We start from the raw sequence: 18,448 nt of genomic DNA, 5'->3' as shown, positions 1-18,448 counted from the left end.
AGGCGATGGCCGGCATCCATTGGCTGCCCCCCAAAAGAGTGACGCTTTCCAGCCGTCCTTGCGTCAGACCTTTCCGACCTTATGGGCATTTTCCCGCCGCGTCTTCAAGCCGCGCTCGCGAATATGGCGAAGCGGCGTTTCGGCTGGGATGTTATCGAAAGCAGCGCTTTTGGCGATGCCGAGCCGCTGCGACAGATAGATGCTGGTATGCCCGCTGCAGATATAGGCAAGGAAGCATGCGACGGCGAGATAGACTGTATGCGTCGCGCCAAAAAGCTCGATACCCATGATCATGCAGGCAAGCGGCGTATTGGTGGCACCGGCAAAGACGGCGACAAAGCCCAACGCGGCAAAAAGATCGGCCGGCGCACCGAGAATGGCGGCAAGCGCATTGCCGAGTGCCGCACCGATGAAGAACAAAGGCGTCACCTCCCCGCCCTTGAAACCGGCGCTCAGCGTTACGATGGTAAAGACTGCCTTCCAAAACCAGCTCCAGTAATTGACACGGGCAGCATCGAAGAAACCGAGGATCGTGGCATCGCTTGGATTGGGCGACCAGACGCCAAGCCCGAGATATTGCCGCGTGCCGAGCAGATAGACGAGACCGATCAAGATCGCACTGGCGATGACAGGCCTGAGCGGCGCGTAGGCGCAGAGCCGCTTGAATGCCGTGGACGCCCGATGCGAAACCTCGCTGAATGAGCGCGCCATCAGGCCAAAGACCACGCCGGCGATGCCGACCTTGATGAGTAGCAGCGCATCGAGATGGAACATGCCGGCCGGCGTGCCGGCAAGGTAGCCGATGTTGTATTGGATATGCTCGATGCCCCAGGCATGGCACGTCCAGTCGGCTGTGATCGCTGCCGCAAGGCTCGGGATCAGTGCCTCATATTGCATCCGCCCGATCGTCAAAACTTCGAGAGCGAAGACGGCGCCGGCGATCGGCGTGCCGAAGACCGCACCGAAGCCGGCGGCGATGCCGGCCATAAGGAGAATGCGGACCTCGGCATGGCTAAGCCGGAAAACTCTTGCAAAGGCGCTGGCAATGCTGCCGCCAAGCTGCACCGCCGTCCCTTCCCGACCCGCAGAACCGCCGACCAGATGCGTCAGAACCGTCGAAACCAGGATGAAGGGCGCCATGCGCAGCGGCACGCCGCCGCCGGGCTCGTGGATCTGATCGACGATCAGATTGTTGCCGCCCTCCGAACCCCGGCCGAAATGCTGGTAGACCAGCACCATCAGGAAACCGGCAACGGGCATAAGAAAGATAAGCCAGGGATGATCGAAGCGCGCAGCTGTTGCCTTGTCGAGGCTCCAGAGAAACAGTGCGCAGAGCGAGCCGACGACCACAGCCATCGGCACCACGAGAACGATCCATTTGAACAGGCTGCGAAATTGCTGAAAACGATGATGAAAATAAGCGGATACGGACATCAGTTTGCCCCTCCCGCGAAACCGATGCATGGTCTTCCGGGGACAGTGAACAGGAAGCAGGAGCGGGATAACGGTAGGTTAACGGACACGACTCTACTCCTTCGCCTTTCAGGCGTGTTGAGTAGGAGTCATCAGCTTCCCTGGAGAAATCAGAGCAGCGGTTCGGCCACCATGGCCCGGCAGAAATCCATTACCATTATATTTTCCATACAGAAACAGGCCCGCCGCTGTCAACGGGCAGCAGCCGTCACACCGCCCGGGCAATCATCTCGATCGGCGCAAGCAGGCCGCCCTCGACCGACACGCTGACATTGCTCATGCGCTCGCCAGCCCGCGGACCCATCAGCGTACGGACACCCTGGTCTCGCACCTCGCCAGCCGCGGCGGCCCTTGCGCGCGCTTCATGCGCCAGCCGAATTACGAGAGCACTGCGATCCTGCTCGAGCTCAACCGCGAAACCGGCTTCGTCAAGCAGATGACGATAGACATCGGGGCTGCGGACGAAGCTCGTCCCCTGCTCCATAGCCCAGGGCATGGGAAAGGGGAGTGTGCCGTCACGCATCTGCATGATTTCATAGAGACCGAAACGACCGCCCGGCTTGAGAATGCGCCTGATCTCCCCGAACAGTCTCGCCTTGTCCTCGATATTCATGCCGACATGGATGAGCGTCGCGCGGTCGAAGCTGCCGCTCTCGAAAGGCAGCGCCAAGGCGCTCCCCTGCCGGAAGGAGGCTTGGTCCGCCAGACCACACCGAGCCGTCAGTGAATTGGCGACCTGAACGAATTCTTCGGTGAGATCGATACCCGATACGATGCATCCATAGGAATCGGCAAAGTGGCGGGCAGGCCCGCCCAGCCCCGACCCGATGTCGGCAAGCCGTAAGCCTGCGGAAAGATCGAGATCCCTCGCGAAATCCACCGTCGCCGCATGTCGCCCCAGATGGAACTCATCGATATCAGCCAGATCGCGGATGCGAAGATTGTCGATATCCTTGCCGTCGGCCGCAAGAGTTTGCAGGATCGCCGTTTCTAGCGATCCATGCGTGTAGTGGCTGGCAACCTTTTCCTCGGTGGACATGCATGCACTCCCAAGGCTTGGCCCGAAGGTGGCCTATTGCATATTAAACGACTGCAGCGCCATCAGACCTTCAGCTCGCGCCGTTCAACTTCCGTCACCATGGCAAGATCCAGCACGCGCTGCAAGTTGGCGGCATGGCGGAAGCTCGGATCCTGGCTGCTGCCGGTCATCACAGCCTCGGCGAAACGCTGGTAGTTGGTCAGGACCGGCGGCACCTCGATAACCTTCCAGGTCGCGGTTTCGGTATCTTCGCCAAGGCAACCGCGCAGTTCAGAACCATTGGGGCTATGCGACACCTCCAGGCCGCCGCGCTCGCCATAGATGCGAAGCTTCAGCTCATTCAAGTGCCCCGTCGCCCAGCGGCTCGCATGCACGACGCCGAGCGCGCCGTTGGCGAAATCGACCGACATCGAGAAGCTGTCATTCGCATCGAGCGTATATTCGCCGATGCGCTCGCCGGGAGCCTTGGCGAAGGTTTTGAGACGGGCAAAGACGTGATCGATATCGGTCGCGGCGCCATAGGCGGCGAAGTCGAGGATATGGATGCCGATATCGCCGAGAACGCCGTTCGAGCCATGCCCCGTCGACAGCCGCCAAAGCCACTTGGACTCGCTGCGCCAGTCGCCCCAGGCCTTGGAGACGAGCCAGCTCTGGAGGTAGGACGCCTCCACATGCTTGACGGTGCCGATCTCGCCCGAAATCACCATCTCGCGCGCCTTCTGTAGCTGTGCGACATTGCGGTAGGTCAGGTTGACCATGTTGACGACCCCTGCCCTTTCGGCAGCTTCCGTCATCTCGAGCGCCTTTTCATAATTCTCCGCGAGAGGCTTCTCGCAGAGAACATGCTTGCCGGCGGCGAGCAGCGGAAGCGTCGTCGGATTGTGAGCCTTGTCCGGCGTGACGTTAGTCACCGAATCGAACTCGCCCCAGGCCAGCGCCTCGTCCAGCGATGAGAAGCGCTTCTTAATATCGAACGTATCGCAAAAGGCGGTGAGCCTCGTCGCATCCGTATCGACGGCGCCGACGATTTCGACGCCAGGAATGCGGGCGAAATGCTCCACATGGTTCTTTGCCATGCCGCCCGTGCCAACTACTATAAGACGCATATGATACCTCAGCGATAACCGGCTTCGCCGGCCTGGTGTAGTTTCGGGCCGCGTTCGACGATCGGCTCCAGTGCCTTTTCAACCGGCACATTCGGCGCATCATGGATGTTGGCCTGGATCCCGAGCGGGTTGTGGGCCCATTTCACGGAATTGATCAGGACCTTTTGAACGGTGCCGTTGTGATAGGTCGGATAGGTCTCATGGCCAGGACGGAAATAGAAGATGTTGCCGGCGCCGCGACGCCAGGTCATGCCCGAACGGAAGACTTCGCCACCCTGGAACCATGAGATGAACACGGTTTCCAGCGGCTCTGGAACGGAGAACTGCTCACCATACATTTCCTCGTTCTCAAGCTCGAAATGCTCGCCGAGCCCGGCGGCGATCGGGTGGCGGGGATTGATGACCCAGAGGCGCTCGCGCTCACCGGCTTCGCGCCATTTCAGCGCGCAGGGCGTCCCCATCAGGCGCTTGAAGACCTTGGAGAAATGGCCCGAATGCAGGACGATGAGGCCCATGCCTTCCCACACCCGCTTTGCCACGCGCTCGACGATTTCGTCCTTGACGGCGCCATGGTCCTTGTGCCCCCACCACAGAAGGACGTCGGTATCCTTAAGACGCGCTTCACTGAGGCCATGTTCCGGCTCCTGCAGCGTTGCCGTGGTCGCCTTAATGCCGGCATCGACATTCAGTGCCTTGGCGATGGTGTTATGCATGCCTTCCGGATAGATCTCGGCGACGACCTTGTTTGTCTGCTCATGAATGTTCTCCCCCCAAACGACGGCCCGAATAGTCATTACGGCACTCCTCTAATACCATTGAGATTGAATAGGTTATGCGATCCAAAGCGCTTTGGGAAAGCGCCGCATTTCAAGCCTTCGTCAGCCCGTTCGACCCAAGACATAAAGGGTTCAAAGCGATTTGACAAAGGCAAAAACCAACATGAACAACACCTCTGTTTTCAGTGTGACACGGATTTTGAAAAGAGGTTGACGACGAGCACGCCGGCGATAATGAGAGCGAGGCCGATGATCGCTGCCAGATCGAGTTTCTGACGGAAAAGCACGACCCCCACCATCGAAATCAGCACGATGCCGAGCGCGCTCCAGATGGCATAGGCGATGCCCACCGGGATGACGCGCAACGTCACCGAAAGACAATAGAAGGCGGCCGTATAGCAGATCACCAGAACCACTGTCGGGCCAAGGCGGGTGAACTGCTGCGACATCTGCAATGCCGTGGTGCCGATCACTTCCAGCACGATCGCGACCAGCAGCATTGCATAGACGGATGCGTTCGCCATTCCATTGTCTCCGATAAGGTTAGAGCTGCGTCAGCTCGATCAACCGGTCGATCAGCTTTTGACGGGCGCTCTCGTCCAACTCGTGGCTGCCGAGCAGGTCGGCAAGCCATATCCCATCGGCCGCCAATCTGACGATCGCCGCATCCACCGAGGAATCCGTACCGACATATTCCTCGCTGCGCTCGCGCACCCACTCATGCCAACGCTGCCGCAATTGCGGTTCGGTGAGCAGCACCATCGTCACCTGCGCCCAATCCTTGGTGCCCTGCGGTTGGTCTCGCAGCGCCAGACAGGCATGCAGATAAGCGCGGGTAAAGCGGCCATGCGGCAACGGGTCGGCGCGCATTGCTTCCTCGATCGCAGCGTCCAGCCGCTCCAGCAGGCTGTCGAACAGCGCCTCCAGCAGCATGTGCTTGCTGGGGAAGTGATGCAGCAATCCACCTTTGCTGACACCGGAGGCGCCGGAAACGGCATCCAGCGTCACCGCCGTCATCCCTTTTTCGGAAGCAAGGCGCGCCGCCACCTCCAGCAACTGCTGGCGTACGAACATGGGCTGCTTCTTTCTGTGGTGCGCGGTGGACATGGCGACATAACATACCAGTTGGACGGTTTCGTCAACGATCTACTTGATCGCCTCTAAAGCTTATCGAATGTAGCTGATCTTTGTGTCCCTCCCTCCTTAGTTTACGGAATGATGAGCAGCATCGTTCTCATCGAAGATGCTGACCTTTGTTGCATCGACTGTGAAGGCGATCGGCGAGCCGGTTGTGATTGTCGTCATGCCGGGATCCGTGCCGATAATCTTCGAGCCATCCTTGAGCCGGACGTGAACGAGCGAACGGTCGCCCAGGCGTTCGATGGTCTCGACCTGACCACCAATATCGCCCTTCCCCGCCGTCGTCACGACCAGATGCTCCGGACGGATGCCGAGCGTCAGTCCGGAATTCGCAAGGCCATTGAGCGCGATCGCCGTCTTGATGACCGAACCATCCGGCAGCGTTGCCGTCGCCAATCCGCCCGCCTCGCCAACATCAGCTATGTTGATGAAGTTCATGCCGGGTGAGCCGACGAACTGGGCGACATAGCGCGTAGCCGGCCGCGTGTAGATCTCGACAGGAGTCGCCACCTGTTCGATCTTCTTGTTGTTGAGCAGCACGATACGGTCGGCAAGCGTCATCGCCTCTACCTGGTCGTGGGTGACGAAAACCATCGTTGCGCCCAGCCGCTCATGCAATTGCGCCAGTTCCACGCGCGTACGGGTACGCAGGCCGGCATCGAGGTTGGAGAGCGGCTCATCGAAAAGGAAGACATCCGGCTCGCGCACGATGGCGCGGCCGATCGCGACACGCTGGCGCTGGCCGCCGGAGAGTGCCGAGGGCTTGCGATCGAGAAGGTGCGGCATTTCCAGGATCTTTGCCGCTTCTTCGATGCGTCTTGCGATCTCATGCTTGGGCGTTTTGATATTTTTCAAGCCGAAGGACATGTTGTCGCGAACGGTCATGTGCGGATAGAGCGCGTAGGACTGAAAGACCATCGATACGCCGCGCTCGCCCGGCGGCAGCTGGTCGACCCGCTTTCCGCCGATCCATATCTCGCCGCTGGTGATCGTCTCGAGACCAGCGATCATGCGCAGCAAGGTCGACTTGCCGCAGCCCGAGCCGCCGAGAAAGACGACGAATTCGCCACGCTCTATCGTCAGATCGATGTCGTTCAGAACCTGCACGGCACCGAAATGCTTGGTGAGGGATTTGATATTGATTCCTGCCACTTTACGCCTCCCGCGGAAAATCGAATTTATCGAACTTGCCATTCGTTGTACCCCGCCCGGCGGCTGTCGCCGAACGGGGCTTCCGCATTGGTTATTTGACGGCACCGACCGCGACACCGCGCGTCAGGGTCCGTTGGAAAATAAGAAAGAAGATGATCGTCGGCGTTATGCCGAGCAGAGAAGCCGCCGCAATTGCGGTCGGATCTTGCGTATTGGCGCCTGTCAGCACACCCATGGCAACCGAGATGGTTTGGTTGTTGTTGGAAACCAGAAACACGAGCGGGATCAGAAATTCGTTCCACGTCCAGATGAAGAAGAAGGTCGCCAGCACCGCGAGCGTCGGGCGCAGCACCGGCACGATGACCATCCAGAGAATCTGCCACCGCGTCGCATTGTCGATCTGCGCTGCCTCGATGATCTCGCGCGGGAAGGTCGCCAACACCGAAGACAGAAGGTAGGTCCCAAATGCGGTATGCAGCACGCCGATAATCAGGATAACCGAGAGCATCGAGTCGAACAGGCCAACCTGCTTTGACATATAGTAGAGCGGATAGACCAAAGCCTCCTGCGGCGCCATGATTGAAATCAGCAGCAGGACGAGAAGCCCTTGGCCGCCTCTAACGCGTCCTATGCCGATGGCATAGGCATTCAGGAGACTGAGGACGACGGCCAGAATGGCGGTGCATCCGCTGATGAGAATACTGTTGAAGAGCTTCCGAGGGAAATCGACGGTCGCCCAGAAGTTCTTGAGTGCCGTCAGATCGAAGCTGTGCGGAAGAGCAAGCGGACCATTGGCGGCATAGTCGGAGGGCGTCTTGATGGCGTTGACTGCCGCGAGAAAGAATGGAAACAGCGTGCCTGCAAGGAAAACCAGCAGAATGCCTAGAACGACCCAGCGGCCGAAGCCCCTTCTTGCGCGATGTTCGGTCGAAACGATGTGTGTGGAAATCGAGGATGCCGTTGCCATCTCAATGCCCTCCTTCGGCCTGCTTCGACTGCATACGCAGGAAGAGGATGCCGAGTATGATGGTCATGACCGTCTGCAGCGTCGCGATGGCCGCCGCATATCCGACGCGGTTCGTCGTGAAGAAATGATAGTAAGACAGGTAGGATGGTACCGTCGTCGCATTGTCCGGTCCGCCTGACGTCAGAACATAGATCGGCGCGAAGACCTTGAGCGCCGCAATCAGCGTCGTCAACGCGACGACGAAAATTTCAGGCATCAGCATCGGGATTGTGATGGCGCGGAAGCGTGCGAACCAGCTCGCATTGTCGAGCTCGGCCGCCTCGTAGAGGGAAGGATCGACGCGTGCCAATCCGGACATGAACACGACCAGGCAATAGCCCACCTGAACCCATACGATGACGGCCGAAACCGCCCACAGCGCATAGGTGGCATCCCCCAGCCAGTTCTTCGCCATGAAATCGAGGCCGATTGCCTTGAGCACCGCATTGATGATGCCGATAGGGTTGAGAATCCACGCCCACAACACGCCAGCTGCGGTCAGCGGCAGGATCTGCGGCAGGTAGAAGCCTGCGCGAAAGAAGCTCGACCATGTCTGGCTGAATTGAGCACTAATATAGTCGAACAGCACCGCCGCCAGCACCAGCCCCAGTATGATGGGCACGATCGTCATCGAGATTATGAACAGCAGCGTATGCTGAATGGAGCCCCAGAAAGCCGCATCGTGAAGCAGCCGTTGATAATTCTCAAAGCCAACGTATCGAGGCGGAATGACGCCGCCCTTCCATGTCGTGAAGCTGATGGCGAAATTGGCAATCAGCGGAACGAGCACGACAAGAACAAACCCCAGCACGCCGGGGATCATGTAGAGATAGTACCCCGCCCTGCCGGCGCTCTTCGACTTATCCATCGAAATCCTCCAGTCCGATACGGCAAGGCGGCATGAAAGCCGTCTTGCCGTTGTGATTGTCGCCGATGGTGTTACTGCGCGGCCTGCACGTCGTCATAGGCCTTCTTCAGACGCTCCGCGAACTGATCAGGCGTGGTCGAACCGTTGACCAGACCCGTGGTCGCCTGGATCAGGAGTTCGTAGTAGCCAGGCACCGGCCAGTCCGGGTAGAAGCCGAGGCCGCCCTTGCTGGAGATCTGGTTAAAGAGCTCGACATTACGCTTGCCGACCTCATCGGTGACCGAGGCCGGATCGGCGGCAATGGCAACGCCACCGAGATTGGCCTGTATGTTCTGGTTTTCCTTGCTCAGGACGAGATCGATGAACTCGTAGGAGAGATCCTTGTTCTTGGCGCTCTTGGGCACCATGAACAGATTTCCAGTCGAACCTACGCTGTACTTCGGAGTCGGGAAGATGAACTGGCTCCATTTGAAGTTCTTGATCGAACTCGCGAAGTTGCCGTTGTTCCAGGTGCCGCTGACGAACATCGGAGCTGTGCCCGACGAGAAGAGATTGTCGGCGCCGCCGGTACCCTTCAGGCCGGTCGAATCCTTCGAAATGTAGCCCTTGCTCACCCAGTCGGCGATCTTCTGGGCGGCAAACAGGAAGGGTTTGGTATCAAGCGGTGCCTTCAGCCCCTGATAGTTCTTGACCCAGGTGTCGTCGGCCTGTGTCAGAGCAAGCGTATAGACTAGGTGCTGTGCGTTGGAATCCACCGTACCATAGGCAAGCGGCGTAATGCCCTTCTTCTTGAACGTGTCCAGCGCAGCTTCGAACTCGTCCAGCGTGGTCGGCACTTTCACGCCGTTGGCCTGGAACATGTCGATATTGTAGAAAACTGAAACGAATTCGCCATAGACCGGGATGCCGATAATCGGGCCGGAACCGTAGATGCCGTTGCCATCGTATTTGCTGAGCTGGCTATTGGTTTCGTTGAGGATCTTGTCCCAGCCGCGCGATTTGAATTGATCGTCGAGCGGCGTCAGCAGGCCCTGCGAAGCGACGAGGCCTGCCGTGGCATTGCCCTTGTTGTATTCGAGCACATCGGGCGCCTGATCCGAATTGAGGATGAGGCTGCCTGCCTTCTGCAATTGCTCGAAAGTCTTCTGTTCGAAATTGATCGTGACGTCGGGATGCTTTGCTTTCAGCTCTTCGAGCGCCTTGGTCCATGCCTTGGCCTGCGAAGTATCCGGCAGTTCGAACCACCAGACGTTAAATGTCTTACCCTGCGCTTGCGCCACACCGGCGGCCAGCAGAAGCGACATGCCGGCGGAGATCGCCAGCTTCGAAAAAATATTCATACATTCTCCTCCACCATGCGAACCGTGACGGTATCTGTCCGATGACATGGCCCGCGCTGCCATCGGCGTTTTCCTCTCACCTGCACCAAGCGCCCGCCAGTCCTATGGGACAAGGTGCGGACGCTCGGCAGTTCCTCCGTTGGGGTATCCCGTCATGCCCTAAGCGTCGATCACTCAGGACATTTCATTAACGCACAACTTGCCTCTTAAATCGATGCAGTTTTGCAGATGCATGCATTACTCGACGAAGTCCCCACCCCGGCTTGCCTTGAGATAGTTCAGGCCATGCACCTGGCCAGTCATTTCGAGCGCATCGCGATACACCGGGTCATGCCAGCCCTCGATATCGATGGAACCGGACCAGCCGGCCAAGCGCAGCTCGGAGATGATGTCGGTCCAGTTGCTGTCGCCGAAGCCGGGCGTGCGCATGAAGACGAACTTCTCCTTGCCGAAGATGCCGTGCTCCTTGATGACATCCCAGCGGATGGTCGCATCCTTGCCGTGGACGTGAAAAATCTTTTTCGCCCACTTACGGATCTGCGGCAGCGGCTCGATCAGATAGACCATCTGATGGCACGGCTCCCACTCCAGGCCGAGATTGTCATCCGGGGTCTCGTTGAACATCAGCTCCCAGGCATCCGGGTTATGCGCGATGTTCCAATCGCCGGTCGCCCAGTTGCCGTCCATGGCGCAGTTTTCGAAGGCGATCTTGATGCCCTTGTCGGCGGCACGCTTGGCAAGTTCGCTCCAGATCTGCTTATAGCGCGGCAGGCTGTCGGTGAGCGGCTGATTGCGGATACGGCCGGTGAAGCCGGCAACGCAGGTTGCGCCAAAATGATGGGCGTTGTCGATGCAATCCTTCCAACCCTGAAGCGTCTGCAGGTCCATCTCGCGCTCTTCGAGTGGATTGCCGAACATGCCGAGGGTCGAGATCGTGATGTCGCGGTCGCCGATGGCCTCGCGGCAGCGCTTGCCGAGTTCCGCAAGGTTCTGACCGTTGGTGCTCTGCCAGAAGAAGGGCTCGAAGCTTTCGAAGCCTAGATCGGCGATCTTGGCGATGTTCTGAGCGGCATCCTCGTTCGTCGCCCTGATCATCGTGCCGATGCGGATGGCCTTTGCCGGATTTGTCATGATGTCATTATCCTTGTGCTGAAATGTCGACGCGCCGGCCGGTCTTGGCGCTCTCGATCGCGCCTAAGACCATCGCCAGGCTGCGAATGTTGTCAGAACTCGCCGTTTCCGGTGGCTTGCCCGTTTTGATCGCTTCGATGAAAGAGGCGATAACGCTGGCATGGCCATGCGTCTCCTCCTCATGCTTCGGTCCGGGAACCTTGATCGGCGTGAAGCCATGCAGCAAACCCGGCTCGTCGCCGGCGACAGCAGCCTCGAAATTCTCTTCGCCGTCCCAGGTCAACATGCCCTTGCTGCCGGTGAGCCGCCATTGGCTCTCCCAGCTCGTGCGACGACCCTCGGCGCACCAGGAGCCACGATAGCTAAAGACGACATCATCGGAAAAATCGAAGAGCGCATGGGCCGATGCGCCATGCTTGTACCAGGAGCCGACCGGGTTCTTTTCAAGGCAATAGACCGAAAGCGGCACCTTGCCGGAGACGAAGCGGGCGGCATCGAAGGTGTGGATCGCCATGTCGAGCAACAGAACATTGTCCATTTCCTCGCGGAAGCCGCCGAAATGGGGTCCCAGGAAGAAATCACAATGGACGCCCGTTAGCTCGCCGATCGCACCCTCCTCTACCAAGCGTCGCATACGACGGATGCCGGAGATAAAGCGGCGATTCTGGATGATGGCGTGGACCTTGCCAACTTCAGCGGCGAGATCGATCAGCGCCGCGCCCTCGGCGAGCGACGTCGCCATCGGCTTTTCGCTCAACACATGGCAGCCAGCCTTCAACGCCATTGAAACCACGCCGAAACGCGCAGCCGGAATGACAATATCGAAGACCAGATCCGCCTTGGTCGCAGCGATGACCTCGGCGAGATCGGAGCCGATGACGGCGCCTTCGAGAGAGAATTCTTTCGCAAGATTTTCCGCGGTCGCTCGATTGAGATCGACCAGACCGACGATCTGAATGGATTCGGCAAGCGCCGGTGTCGAGGCGATGGCCCTGAGCCAGCCCTTGGACATAGCTCCGCACCCGCACAAAATGGCATTAAATTTCACGATGTCCTCCTGCGGGCCGTGCATTACCCCTCATGACACGCGCTCCGTAAACGTTTACGATACTATGCGAAAAGATTTTCCTGTGTCAATAGAGGAGGACTCTGGAAAATGGCGCATGGAGGAAAACTGCGGCCGATGAAGGGAATTCGTCAGCTTGCCGAGCATCTCGATATCTCGATCGGCACGGTATCACGCGCATTGAACGGCAAGCCCGATGTCAACGAGGAAACCCGCAAGCGCGTTCTCGCCGCCGCCGAGCAACTCGGTTACGTGGCCAACCAATCGGGACGCAGCCTGCGACAGGGCACCACCAACGTCATCGGCCTGATGATCCAGTCCAGCCGGGAAACGGTTGAAAACAGCGACAATTTCTTCCTGACCGTGACGGGCGGGCTGCAGAGCGTCTTCTCGCGGCATAACCTCGATTTGATCATGCTCCCCTGTCCGCACGACGAAGACCCTTATGAATATCTGAAACGTATGGTTGCGCGGCGTATTGCCGATGCGATGATCATTTCGGAGACGCAGCGCGTCGACAAGCGCTTCGATCTGCTCGCCAAGGCAAAAATCCCGTTTGCAGCGCTTGGCCGCAGTCTTTCCGGCGTGCAGCATGCCTGGGCCGACCTCGATTTTGCCGGCGTCGCCAATGCCGCCGTCGACCGGCTCGTCGCACACGGACATCGCCGCATTGCCATCAGCGCGCCGGCAAGCGATATCAATCTCGGCTTCATCTTCGTGGAAGGCTATCGCGGAGCACTGGAGCGGCACGGCATCGCTTACGATCCCGCACTGGTCCTTCGCGCCAAATCGAGCGAACAGGGTGGTTACCAGGTTGGCGACGAACTGCTGAAGCTGCAAGACAGGCCGACCGCAGTGATCCTGATCTACGAATTGATGGCGATCGGCCTCTATCGTCGCCTCATGGAAGCCGGCATCGTTCCGGGCCGCGACATTGCCGTCGTCAGCTTCCGCGAGGCGCCGCGCGCAAAATTCCTGCAGCCGGCGCTGACGTGCTTTCGCACCTCGGTGCACGATCTTGGCGTCGAGCTGGCGGAAATCCTGCTTTCCAGCATGCCCGCCTATAGCCAGGAATACCCCTGGAAGACTCGCCAGACGGTGTGGCCGCTCGAACTCATTCCCGGCGAAAGCGACGCGTTCCAGCTGACAACAGCAAAATAACCAGCGCCGAAACGCCGCACCGACCGCTTCCACAGTTGCGGCAGCGTCTCTGAGTTGCCATCTAGGACATTGCAAACAGAGGCCTGGGCTTGAGCGAAGAAACCATCACACTTTACGAAGCGATCGGCGGCGACCGAACCGTGCGGGCGCTGACTGCGCGCTTTTACGAACTGATGGATACGCTGCCGGAGGCAGCCAATTGCCGCGCCGTGCATCCGCCGAGCCTCAAAGGCTCGCAGGAGAAATTCTACGAATATCTGACCGGCTATCTCGGCGGGCCGCAGCTCTACATCGAAAAGCGCGGCCATCCTCGCCTGCGCAGCCGGCATTTTGTCGCCGCCATCGGCCCGAAGGAGCGCGATGAATGGCTGCTATGTTTCCGCCGCGCCATGGATGAAACCATCGAGAATGAAAAGCTGCGGGCGATCATCTGGGAGCCGGTCGAGCGTCTGGCTTTCCACATGCAGAACAGGGAATGAGGAAAACATGAGCATCGGCGCCATAATCCGTCCAGCCACCCTGTTTATCGCCGGCATCCTCGGTGGCGGCGGTGTGGCGCTTGCCGCAGCTGCCACTCATGGCGGCGACACGCATTTCCTCGGGGCAGCCTCGACCATGAGCCTTGCTAACGCCCCTGCCCTCCTGGCGCTTTATGCCGGTTACGACCGTATCCGCACCGCGCCGATCGCGGCTATCTTGCTGGGATTGGGAACGTTGATCTTCGCAGGCGACCTGATCAACAGGCATTTCGGCGGCAGCTCGCTCTTTCCAATGGCTGCCCCAACAGGAGGAATGGGCATGATCGCCGGTTGGACGGCGATAGCGCTCGGCGCTTTCTTCAGAACCCATGCGACCAAGGCCTGAGAGAAGGCTATGTTGCCGAGGTAGGTGATGCTGCCTCAAATCCCCGGGACGACGGCAAAGCCTTCGAATTGCGGCGGCCCCCAATAGAGCCGCTTGTTATCGGCCGCATTGCGATGCGCCATGCGAAAATGTTCGGATTTCGTCCAATTCAGGAAAGCGTCTTCGCTATGCCAGGTCGTGTGCGAGGAAAACAGCGTATAGCCCTCTTCCACGCTCGACTTTCCGCGCAGAAGGCGAAACTCGAGAAAACCTGGGACTTCCGATAGGTGGGAATCGCGCCCGCGCCAAACCTCCTCGAATTCACCCTCCAGACCGATGACGACCTTGAAGCGGTTCATGGCGATGTACATGGCAACCTCGTTCGACGATCAGACCTTCTTGCGATGGGCAACAGTCTTATCCACGGCAGGCGCAAAGGCAACGACATTTGCGCCATTGCGGCTCGCTTCATCGAGCGGCTGCTCCGGCGCCTCTCCCGGCTGCCGCGTCCTCCAGGCTGGAAATGTCGCGACATTGGCGGCCCGCCATTGTTCCTCGGCGCGGCGCATCAGCAATTCATAGAGTTCAGGCACCAACCCATCGCGGTTCTGCGCGGCCAGCTTGTGCAGGCCGATCAGCATAAACCCATCAGGGCCGTCATCGATCATCTTGATGCGTCTCGTTCTTTCATGGTCTGCAGCGCTCGTTCGAGGCTGGATTTGCTGCCGTTGCGCAAGGGAATGAAGGCTTTGCCAAACTTCTTACAGCCCGTCTTCACCCGCAGGCAGGCATCATGGCTGATGCAATCGATCGGGCAGAACACACAGTCGACCGATGGCAGCACGGTGTCGATGCGAGAGACCGCCTCGCGAAGACCGCCGTCATGGTGGATCAGTTCAGCACCGAAGTTGCTGGCGATCTGGCGCAGATGCGCCACCTGGCAATCGCGCCCGCCCACATAGAGGAAGCTGCGTCCATCGAGAGTGGATTTTCCGGAAACCTGCGCTGTTGTCTGCGTCTCACGGCTCTCGCGGCCAAAATCCCTCTTCCCCTTACGCGCCATGCATCACCCGTTTGCTGGTTGCTCTTCCACGCTCGAATCCAGCGAGCGTGAGACGACCTTAGTAAACATGAGTTTTAGAGTAAAGTATAAAGTTGAGAATTTTCATCATATTTTAAGGCAAATGAAGCGGCTGTTATCGCCCTCCGACTTGAACTGCCTGAGTGAACGGCCAAGTCGGTTTACCCCATTCGGGAGGCAGCGAGGGAAATGGAGCGGCCTTCCGCACTTGCTCGATCACAGCTTGATCCAAGCCGGAATCTCCGGAACTGCGCGCAACAGAGAGAGACCGGAGCTCGCCGTTCGAACCGATCGTCAAACGCACGACGAGTGTCAGGCCCTTTTCATACTTCGACGGTACGCGTTGCACGTAGCGCTTGATACGGGCCTGTACTTTGCCGGTATAATTCGCAATTGCTGCATCGCCCGAGCCTGTCTTACGTGCATTCACCTGAGAATTTTGATCGGATTGCGCTGCCTCGGAGCCATCGGCGGACCCCCGCTTGGAATCCTGCTCGCTCTCACCGCGCGATCCCGACTTCGCCTTTGCGACTTTCGTGGCCGGTTTCTTCACTTCCTTCGGCCGTTCAACTGGCTTCGGCTTCTCCACCGGCGTCACGACCTGAGGCGGAGGCTCTGTTGGCTGAGCTTCGGCAGCTTCACTATCGACAGGCTGCACCGGTTCGGTGGGCTGGATGACTGCCGTCTCGGCCGGCGCCTGCGTCGCCAAAATCTGCGGCTGCTCGGGTGCGACCACCATAGGCTGGGTCCGCTCCACGGGCTGAACGGGCTCGGCCACTTGCACCTGCTGCGTCTCCACTGTCTGCGGCTGAACGACATCCGGTTGCGGCGGTTGCATCTGTTCGGGCGTGACTTCGTTCGGTTGCACCGTCTGCGACTGCACAGCGTCGGCGGTCACTTGCTCCGGCTCCGTCTGCGGGTTTTCCTCGCCGGCGGCCATCTGATCCGCATCGGAATTGCCAATCATGATGACGCTGACGGTATCGCCCGCCTCTTCCTGTGCTTCTTCAGGCGTGGCGACGAAGGTAAATAGCAGCACAACAACGATAACGGCATGGAAAAGGCAGGATCCCACGCCGGAGAAGAGCAGCGATGTCTTGCGCTCGACAACCGTCTCTCGCGCCTTATCAGGCAGCGCGTCCATCGGCAGATGTTCCGCTGTCTCGACGGGCGCGGCTTCGCCTGGATGATCCGGAAAGGAACTGATCTCAGTAAATCGACTGTAATGCACCACAGCCTCGCCCGCCGGCGGTCGTGGCACGCCCTCAAGGCCGGTCAGTTCGTGGCCGGGCAGCACGCTCGGATAGTTGTCATTCAAGCCGCTGTTGGCGCGGCGCACCATGGAAACTTTCGCCGAGCGCATTGCCATCGCTTCAGCCTTCGAAGGGAACTGAAGTCTGAGAGCGGGTCGTCAGCGCCGCCTTGCATTCGCCGGCGGCCGGGCCGTCGCAGACCGGCGTATCATTAATGATGATGCGGGAGACCGTTTCGCATTTAACGCCGGACATATCGAATTGCCGGACGCGCTTCTTGCTGAGCGGCAGGTCGCGGAAATCAAGCACGGAAACACGGTCGACAGCATTCTTCTCGTTAAAGAAGGCGAGCTCGAAAGAGATCTTGTTGATCGGTGTTGCCATATCGTTTTCGGCAACGAAGGTCATCATACATCCCTTCTGAGAGGGAGCCAATGCATTCAGCTCGACAGTGAGCCTGTGCGCAGCCGATGCGGGTACCGCGGCATTCGCATCTTGAGCGAAAGCGGAAACAGAAGACGCCGCAGCAAACAGCCCCGAGACAGCGAGCGCCAAGATCGTTTTCGTCAGCATCGGCATATCTCCCAAATATGTTTGACGGCGCTCGACCGACCAGCGCGGCCACTGCGTGTATCGCCGCAAATTTTAAACTTGACTCTACAGGTATCCTATTGTGTGTTTATGAAACCATGAGTAAGAGAGTCAAGATAAATTTGGCCGCACGACGGTGCAGCCCCCGATGAATTTTCAGGCAAAACTAAACAGGATGATTGCTGAGAAGAGCCCTACGCCGCCGGTGCAATGCATGGCCGCACCACAGATACGAATTGTCGAGAGCACGGATATTTTCCGGGGCCAGACCGAAATCATGATCAAGCACGAGGGCGTCATCTACCGCATGAAGATTACGCGCCAAGGCAAGCTGATACTCAACAAATAGGCATGACAGATGACTAAGACGACCCGTCCGACCCCCGCCGAAATTCGCGCTTTCCGCGCCGAGAACCCGAAGATGCGCGAGCGCGATATCGCCGCCCGCCTCGAGATTTCCGAAGCGGCGCTCGTCGCGGCCGAAGTCGGCATTTCGGCCATCCGCATCGATGCCAGCGTCGATCGCTTCCTGGAGCGGATTGCCTCGCTTGGCGAGATCATGGCGCTGTCGCGCAATGAAAGCGCCGTGCATGAGAAAATCGGCGTCTATGAGAACATGAAATTCGGTGCTCAAGCGGCGATCGTACTCGGCGAAAATATCGACCTACGCATCTTCCCGAAGCGCTGGGTGCATGGCTTTGCCGTCACCAAGACCGATGGTGATCAGAAGAGGCTCAGCCTGCAGTTCTTCGACAAGGCCGGCGATGCCGTCCACAAGGTGCATCTGCGCCCCGATTCGAATGTCGAAGCCTATCACGCCATGGTCTCTGAACTGCGCATCGAAGACCAATCGCAGGAATTCGCCGAGGATCGTTCCGGTTACGACAATGGGGCGACGGATGGCGATGTCAGCCGCGACGAGCTGCGCGACCATTGGAGCCGCATGACCGATACGCACGAATTCTTCGGCATGCTGAAGAAGCTGAAGATCGGCCGCCAGGATGCGATCCGCAGCGTCGGCGACGATTATGCGTGGAAGCTCGATGGCGGCGCGGTCGCGGAAATGATGCACGCCTGCGTGCGCGAGGGCCTGCCGATCATGTGCTTCGTCGCCAACGAAGGCACTGTGCAGATCCACTCCGGGCCGATCCATAACGTGCAGACCATGGGTCCCTGGATCAACGTCATGGACCCGACCTTCCATCTCCATCTGCGGCTGGATCACATCGCCGAGACCTGGGCCGTGCGCAAGCCGACCAAGGACGGCCACGTCACCTCGCTCGAGGCCTACAACGCCAAAGGCGAAATGATCATCCAATTCTTCGGCAAGAGGAAGGAAGGCTTCGATGAACGCCCGGATTGGCGCGCTATCCTGGAAAGCCTGACGAGATCAGGCACCAGCGTCGCCGCGTGAAAGGCGAT

At 59.0% G+C, this 18,448-nt stretch carries 22 protein-coding genes and 1 riboswitch; of the genes, 5 read left to right on the top strand and 17 right to left on the bottom strand.

Translation table 11 applies throughout. The features are described from left to right. Nucleotides 1-63: 63 nt before the first annotated feature. The 12 genes from ACYJRZ_RS01210 to ACYJRZ_RS01155 all read right to left on the bottom strand — a co-directional run bounded on the left by ACYJRZ_RS01210 (nucleotide 64) and on the right by ACYJRZ_RS01155 (nucleotide 12,079). Nucleotides 64-1,434: a voltage-gated chloride channel family protein gene (locus ACYJRZ_RS01210; RefSeq protein WP_459455293.1), complete on the bottom strand. Its 1,371-nt coding sequence runs from the start codon at nucleotides 1,432-1,434 to the stop codon at nucleotides 64-66. Nucleotides 1,435-1,549: 115 nt separating this feature from the next. Further along, nucleotides 1,550-1,638, bottom strand: a riboswitch (Fluoride riboswitch). A 43-nt stretch (nucleotides 1,639-1,681) separates the two neighbouring features. Further along, nucleotides 1,682-2,512: a class I SAM-dependent methyltransferase gene (locus ACYJRZ_RS01205; protein WP_459455291.1), complete on the bottom strand. Its 831-nt coding sequence runs from the start codon at nucleotides 2,510-2,512 to the stop codon at nucleotides 1,682-1,684. A gap of 62 nt (nucleotides 2,513-2,574) precedes the next feature. Then, a complete protein-coding gene (locus ACYJRZ_RS01200) occupies nucleotides 2,575-3,618 on the bottom strand; it encodes a Gfo/Idh/MocA family protein (RefSeq protein WP_459455289.1) in 1,044 nt (347 codons plus the stop codon). An 8-nt stretch (nucleotides 3,619-3,626) separates the two neighbouring features. Next, the gene (locus ACYJRZ_RS01195; protein ID WP_459455287.1) at nucleotides 3,627-4,412 is read right to left on the bottom strand and encodes a ThuA domain-containing protein; all 786 of its coding nucleotides are present in this window, start codon (nucleotides 4,410-4,412) and stop codon (nucleotides 3,627-3,629) included. Nucleotides 4,413-4,576: 164 nt separating this feature from the next. Beyond that, nucleotides 4,577-4,918 carry a DMT family transporter gene (locus ACYJRZ_RS01190; RefSeq protein WP_285173182.1) on the bottom strand — a complete coding sequence of 114 codons (342 nt, stop codon included), beginning with the start codon at nucleotides 4,916-4,918 and terminating at the stop codon, nucleotides 4,577-4,579. A gap of 19 nt (nucleotides 4,919-4,937) precedes the next feature. Beyond that, nucleotides 4,938-5,501: a TetR/AcrR family transcriptional regulator gene (locus ACYJRZ_RS01185; protein ID WP_459455285.1), complete on the bottom strand. Its 564-nt coding sequence runs from the start codon at nucleotides 5,499-5,501 to the stop codon at nucleotides 4,938-4,940. 96 nt (nucleotides 5,502-5,597) lie between these two features. After that, nucleotides 5,598-6,686: an ABC transporter ATP-binding protein gene (locus tag ACYJRZ_RS01180; RefSeq protein WP_459455283.1), complete on the bottom strand. Its 1,089-nt coding sequence runs from the start codon at nucleotides 6,684-6,686 to the stop codon at nucleotides 5,598-5,600. 91 nt (nucleotides 6,687-6,777) lie between these two features. Further along, the gene (locus tag ACYJRZ_RS01175) at nucleotides 6,778-7,653 is read right to left on the bottom strand and encodes a carbohydrate ABC transporter permease (protein ID WP_459455281.1); all 876 of its coding nucleotides are present in this window, start codon (nucleotides 7,651-7,653) and stop codon (nucleotides 6,778-6,780) included. Between the two features lies 1 nt (nucleotide 7,654). Next, entirely contained in the window at nucleotides 7,655-8,560 is a 906-nt protein-coding gene (locus tag ACYJRZ_RS01170) for a carbohydrate ABC transporter permease (protein ID WP_459455279.1), read from the bottom strand. A 71-nt stretch (nucleotides 8,561-8,631) separates the two neighbouring features. Then, the gene (locus ACYJRZ_RS01165) at nucleotides 8,632-9,900 is read right to left on the bottom strand and encodes an ABC transporter substrate-binding protein (protein ID WP_459455277.1); all 1,269 of its coding nucleotides are present in this window, start codon (nucleotides 9,898-9,900) and stop codon (nucleotides 8,632-8,634) included. A 237-nt stretch (nucleotides 9,901-10,137) separates the two neighbouring features. After that, a complete protein-coding gene (locus ACYJRZ_RS01160) occupies nucleotides 10,138-11,031 on the bottom strand; it encodes a sugar phosphate isomerase/epimerase family protein (protein ID WP_112334879.1) in 894 nt (297 codons plus the stop codon). A 7-nt stretch (nucleotides 11,032-11,038) separates the two neighbouring features. Beyond that, nucleotides 11,039-12,079, bottom strand: a complete 1,041-nt coding sequence (locus ACYJRZ_RS01155; protein WP_459455275.1) for a Gfo/Idh/MocA family protein — start codon at nucleotides 12,077-12,079, stop codon at nucleotides 11,039-11,041. A 135-nt stretch (nucleotides 12,080-12,214) separates the two neighbouring features. On the opposite strand from ACYJRZ_RS01155, the gene ACYJRZ_RS01150 reads away from it, so the two are divergent. The 3 genes from ACYJRZ_RS01150 to ACYJRZ_RS01140 all read left to right on the top strand — a co-directional run bounded on the left by ACYJRZ_RS01150 (nucleotide 12,215) and on the right by ACYJRZ_RS01140 (nucleotide 14,122). Continuing rightward, complete coding sequence (locus ACYJRZ_RS01150; RefSeq protein ID WP_459455273.1) at nucleotides 12,215-13,258, top strand: substrate-binding domain-containing protein; 1,044 nt, start codon at nucleotides 12,215-12,217, stop codon at nucleotides 13,256-13,258. Between the two features lie 89 nt (nucleotides 13,259-13,347). Further along, entirely contained in the window at nucleotides 13,348-13,737 is a 390-nt protein-coding gene (locus ACYJRZ_RS01145) for a group II truncated hemoglobin (RefSeq protein ID WP_459455270.1), read from the top strand. Nucleotides 13,738-13,744: 7 nt separating this feature from the next. Beyond that, nucleotides 13,745-14,122 carry a DUF423 domain-containing protein gene (locus ACYJRZ_RS01140; RefSeq protein WP_459455268.1) on the top strand — a complete coding sequence of 126 codons (378 nt, stop codon included), beginning with the start codon at nucleotides 13,745-13,747 and terminating at the stop codon, nucleotides 14,120-14,122. Nucleotides 14,123-14,157: 35 nt separating this feature from the next. Here ACYJRZ_RS01140 and ACYJRZ_RS01135 read toward each other — a convergent pair whose 3' ends face one another. From ACYJRZ_RS01135 to ACYJRZ_RS01115, 5 genes are all read right to left on the bottom strand, one after another. Then, nucleotides 14,158-14,472, bottom strand: coding sequence for an antibiotic biosynthesis monooxygenase family protein (locus ACYJRZ_RS01135; RefSeq protein ID WP_459455266.1), 315 nt, complete (start codon nucleotides 14,470-14,472; stop codon nucleotides 14,158-14,160). 18 nt (nucleotides 14,473-14,490) lie between these two features. Continuing rightward, nucleotides 14,491-14,769, bottom strand: a complete 279-nt coding sequence (locus ACYJRZ_RS01130) for a hypothetical protein (protein ID WP_459455264.1) — start codon at nucleotides 14,767-14,769, stop codon at nucleotides 14,491-14,493. After that, nucleotides 14,766-15,164 (bottom strand): DUF2325 domain-containing protein, encoded by a 399-nt coding sequence (locus ACYJRZ_RS01125; protein ID WP_459455262.1) that lies wholly within the window; start codon nucleotides 15,162-15,164, stop codon nucleotides 14,766-14,768. The genes ACYJRZ_RS01130 and ACYJRZ_RS01125 overlap by 4 nt, the downstream gene beginning before the upstream one ends. Before the next feature lie 133 nt (nucleotides 15,165-15,297). Further along, nucleotides 15,298-16,551, bottom strand: a complete 1,254-nt coding sequence (locus ACYJRZ_RS01120; RefSeq protein ID WP_459455260.1) for a cell envelope integrity TolA family protein — start codon at nucleotides 16,549-16,551, stop codon at nucleotides 15,298-15,300. Nucleotides 16,552-16,555: 4 nt separating this feature from the next. Beyond that, the gene (locus tag ACYJRZ_RS01115) at nucleotides 16,556-17,008 is read right to left on the bottom strand and encodes a hypothetical protein (protein ID WP_459455258.1); all 453 of its coding nucleotides are present in this window, start codon (nucleotides 17,006-17,008) and stop codon (nucleotides 16,556-16,558) included. Between the two features lie 193 nt (nucleotides 17,009-17,201). Between ACYJRZ_RS01115 and hemP the strand changes: the two genes are divergently transcribed. Both hemP and ACYJRZ_RS01105 read left to right on the top strand, forming a co-directional pair. Further along, complete coding sequence (gene hemP / locus ACYJRZ_RS01110) at nucleotides 17,202-17,375, top strand: hemin uptake protein HemP (protein ID WP_459456898.1); 174 nt, start codon at nucleotides 17,202-17,204, stop codon at nucleotides 17,373-17,375. Nucleotides 17,376-17,384: 9 nt separating this feature from the next. Beyond that, entirely contained in the window at nucleotides 17,385-18,440 is a 1,056-nt protein-coding gene (locus tag ACYJRZ_RS01105) for a hemin-degrading factor (protein WP_459455256.1), read from the top strand. Nucleotides 18,441-18,448: the final 8 nt, after the last annotated feature.

The organism is Rhizobium sp. No.120 (assembly GCF_054558365.1).
Note: the sequence above shows the minus strand (reverse complement) of the source record. Positions and strands in the feature narration are given on the sequence as shown.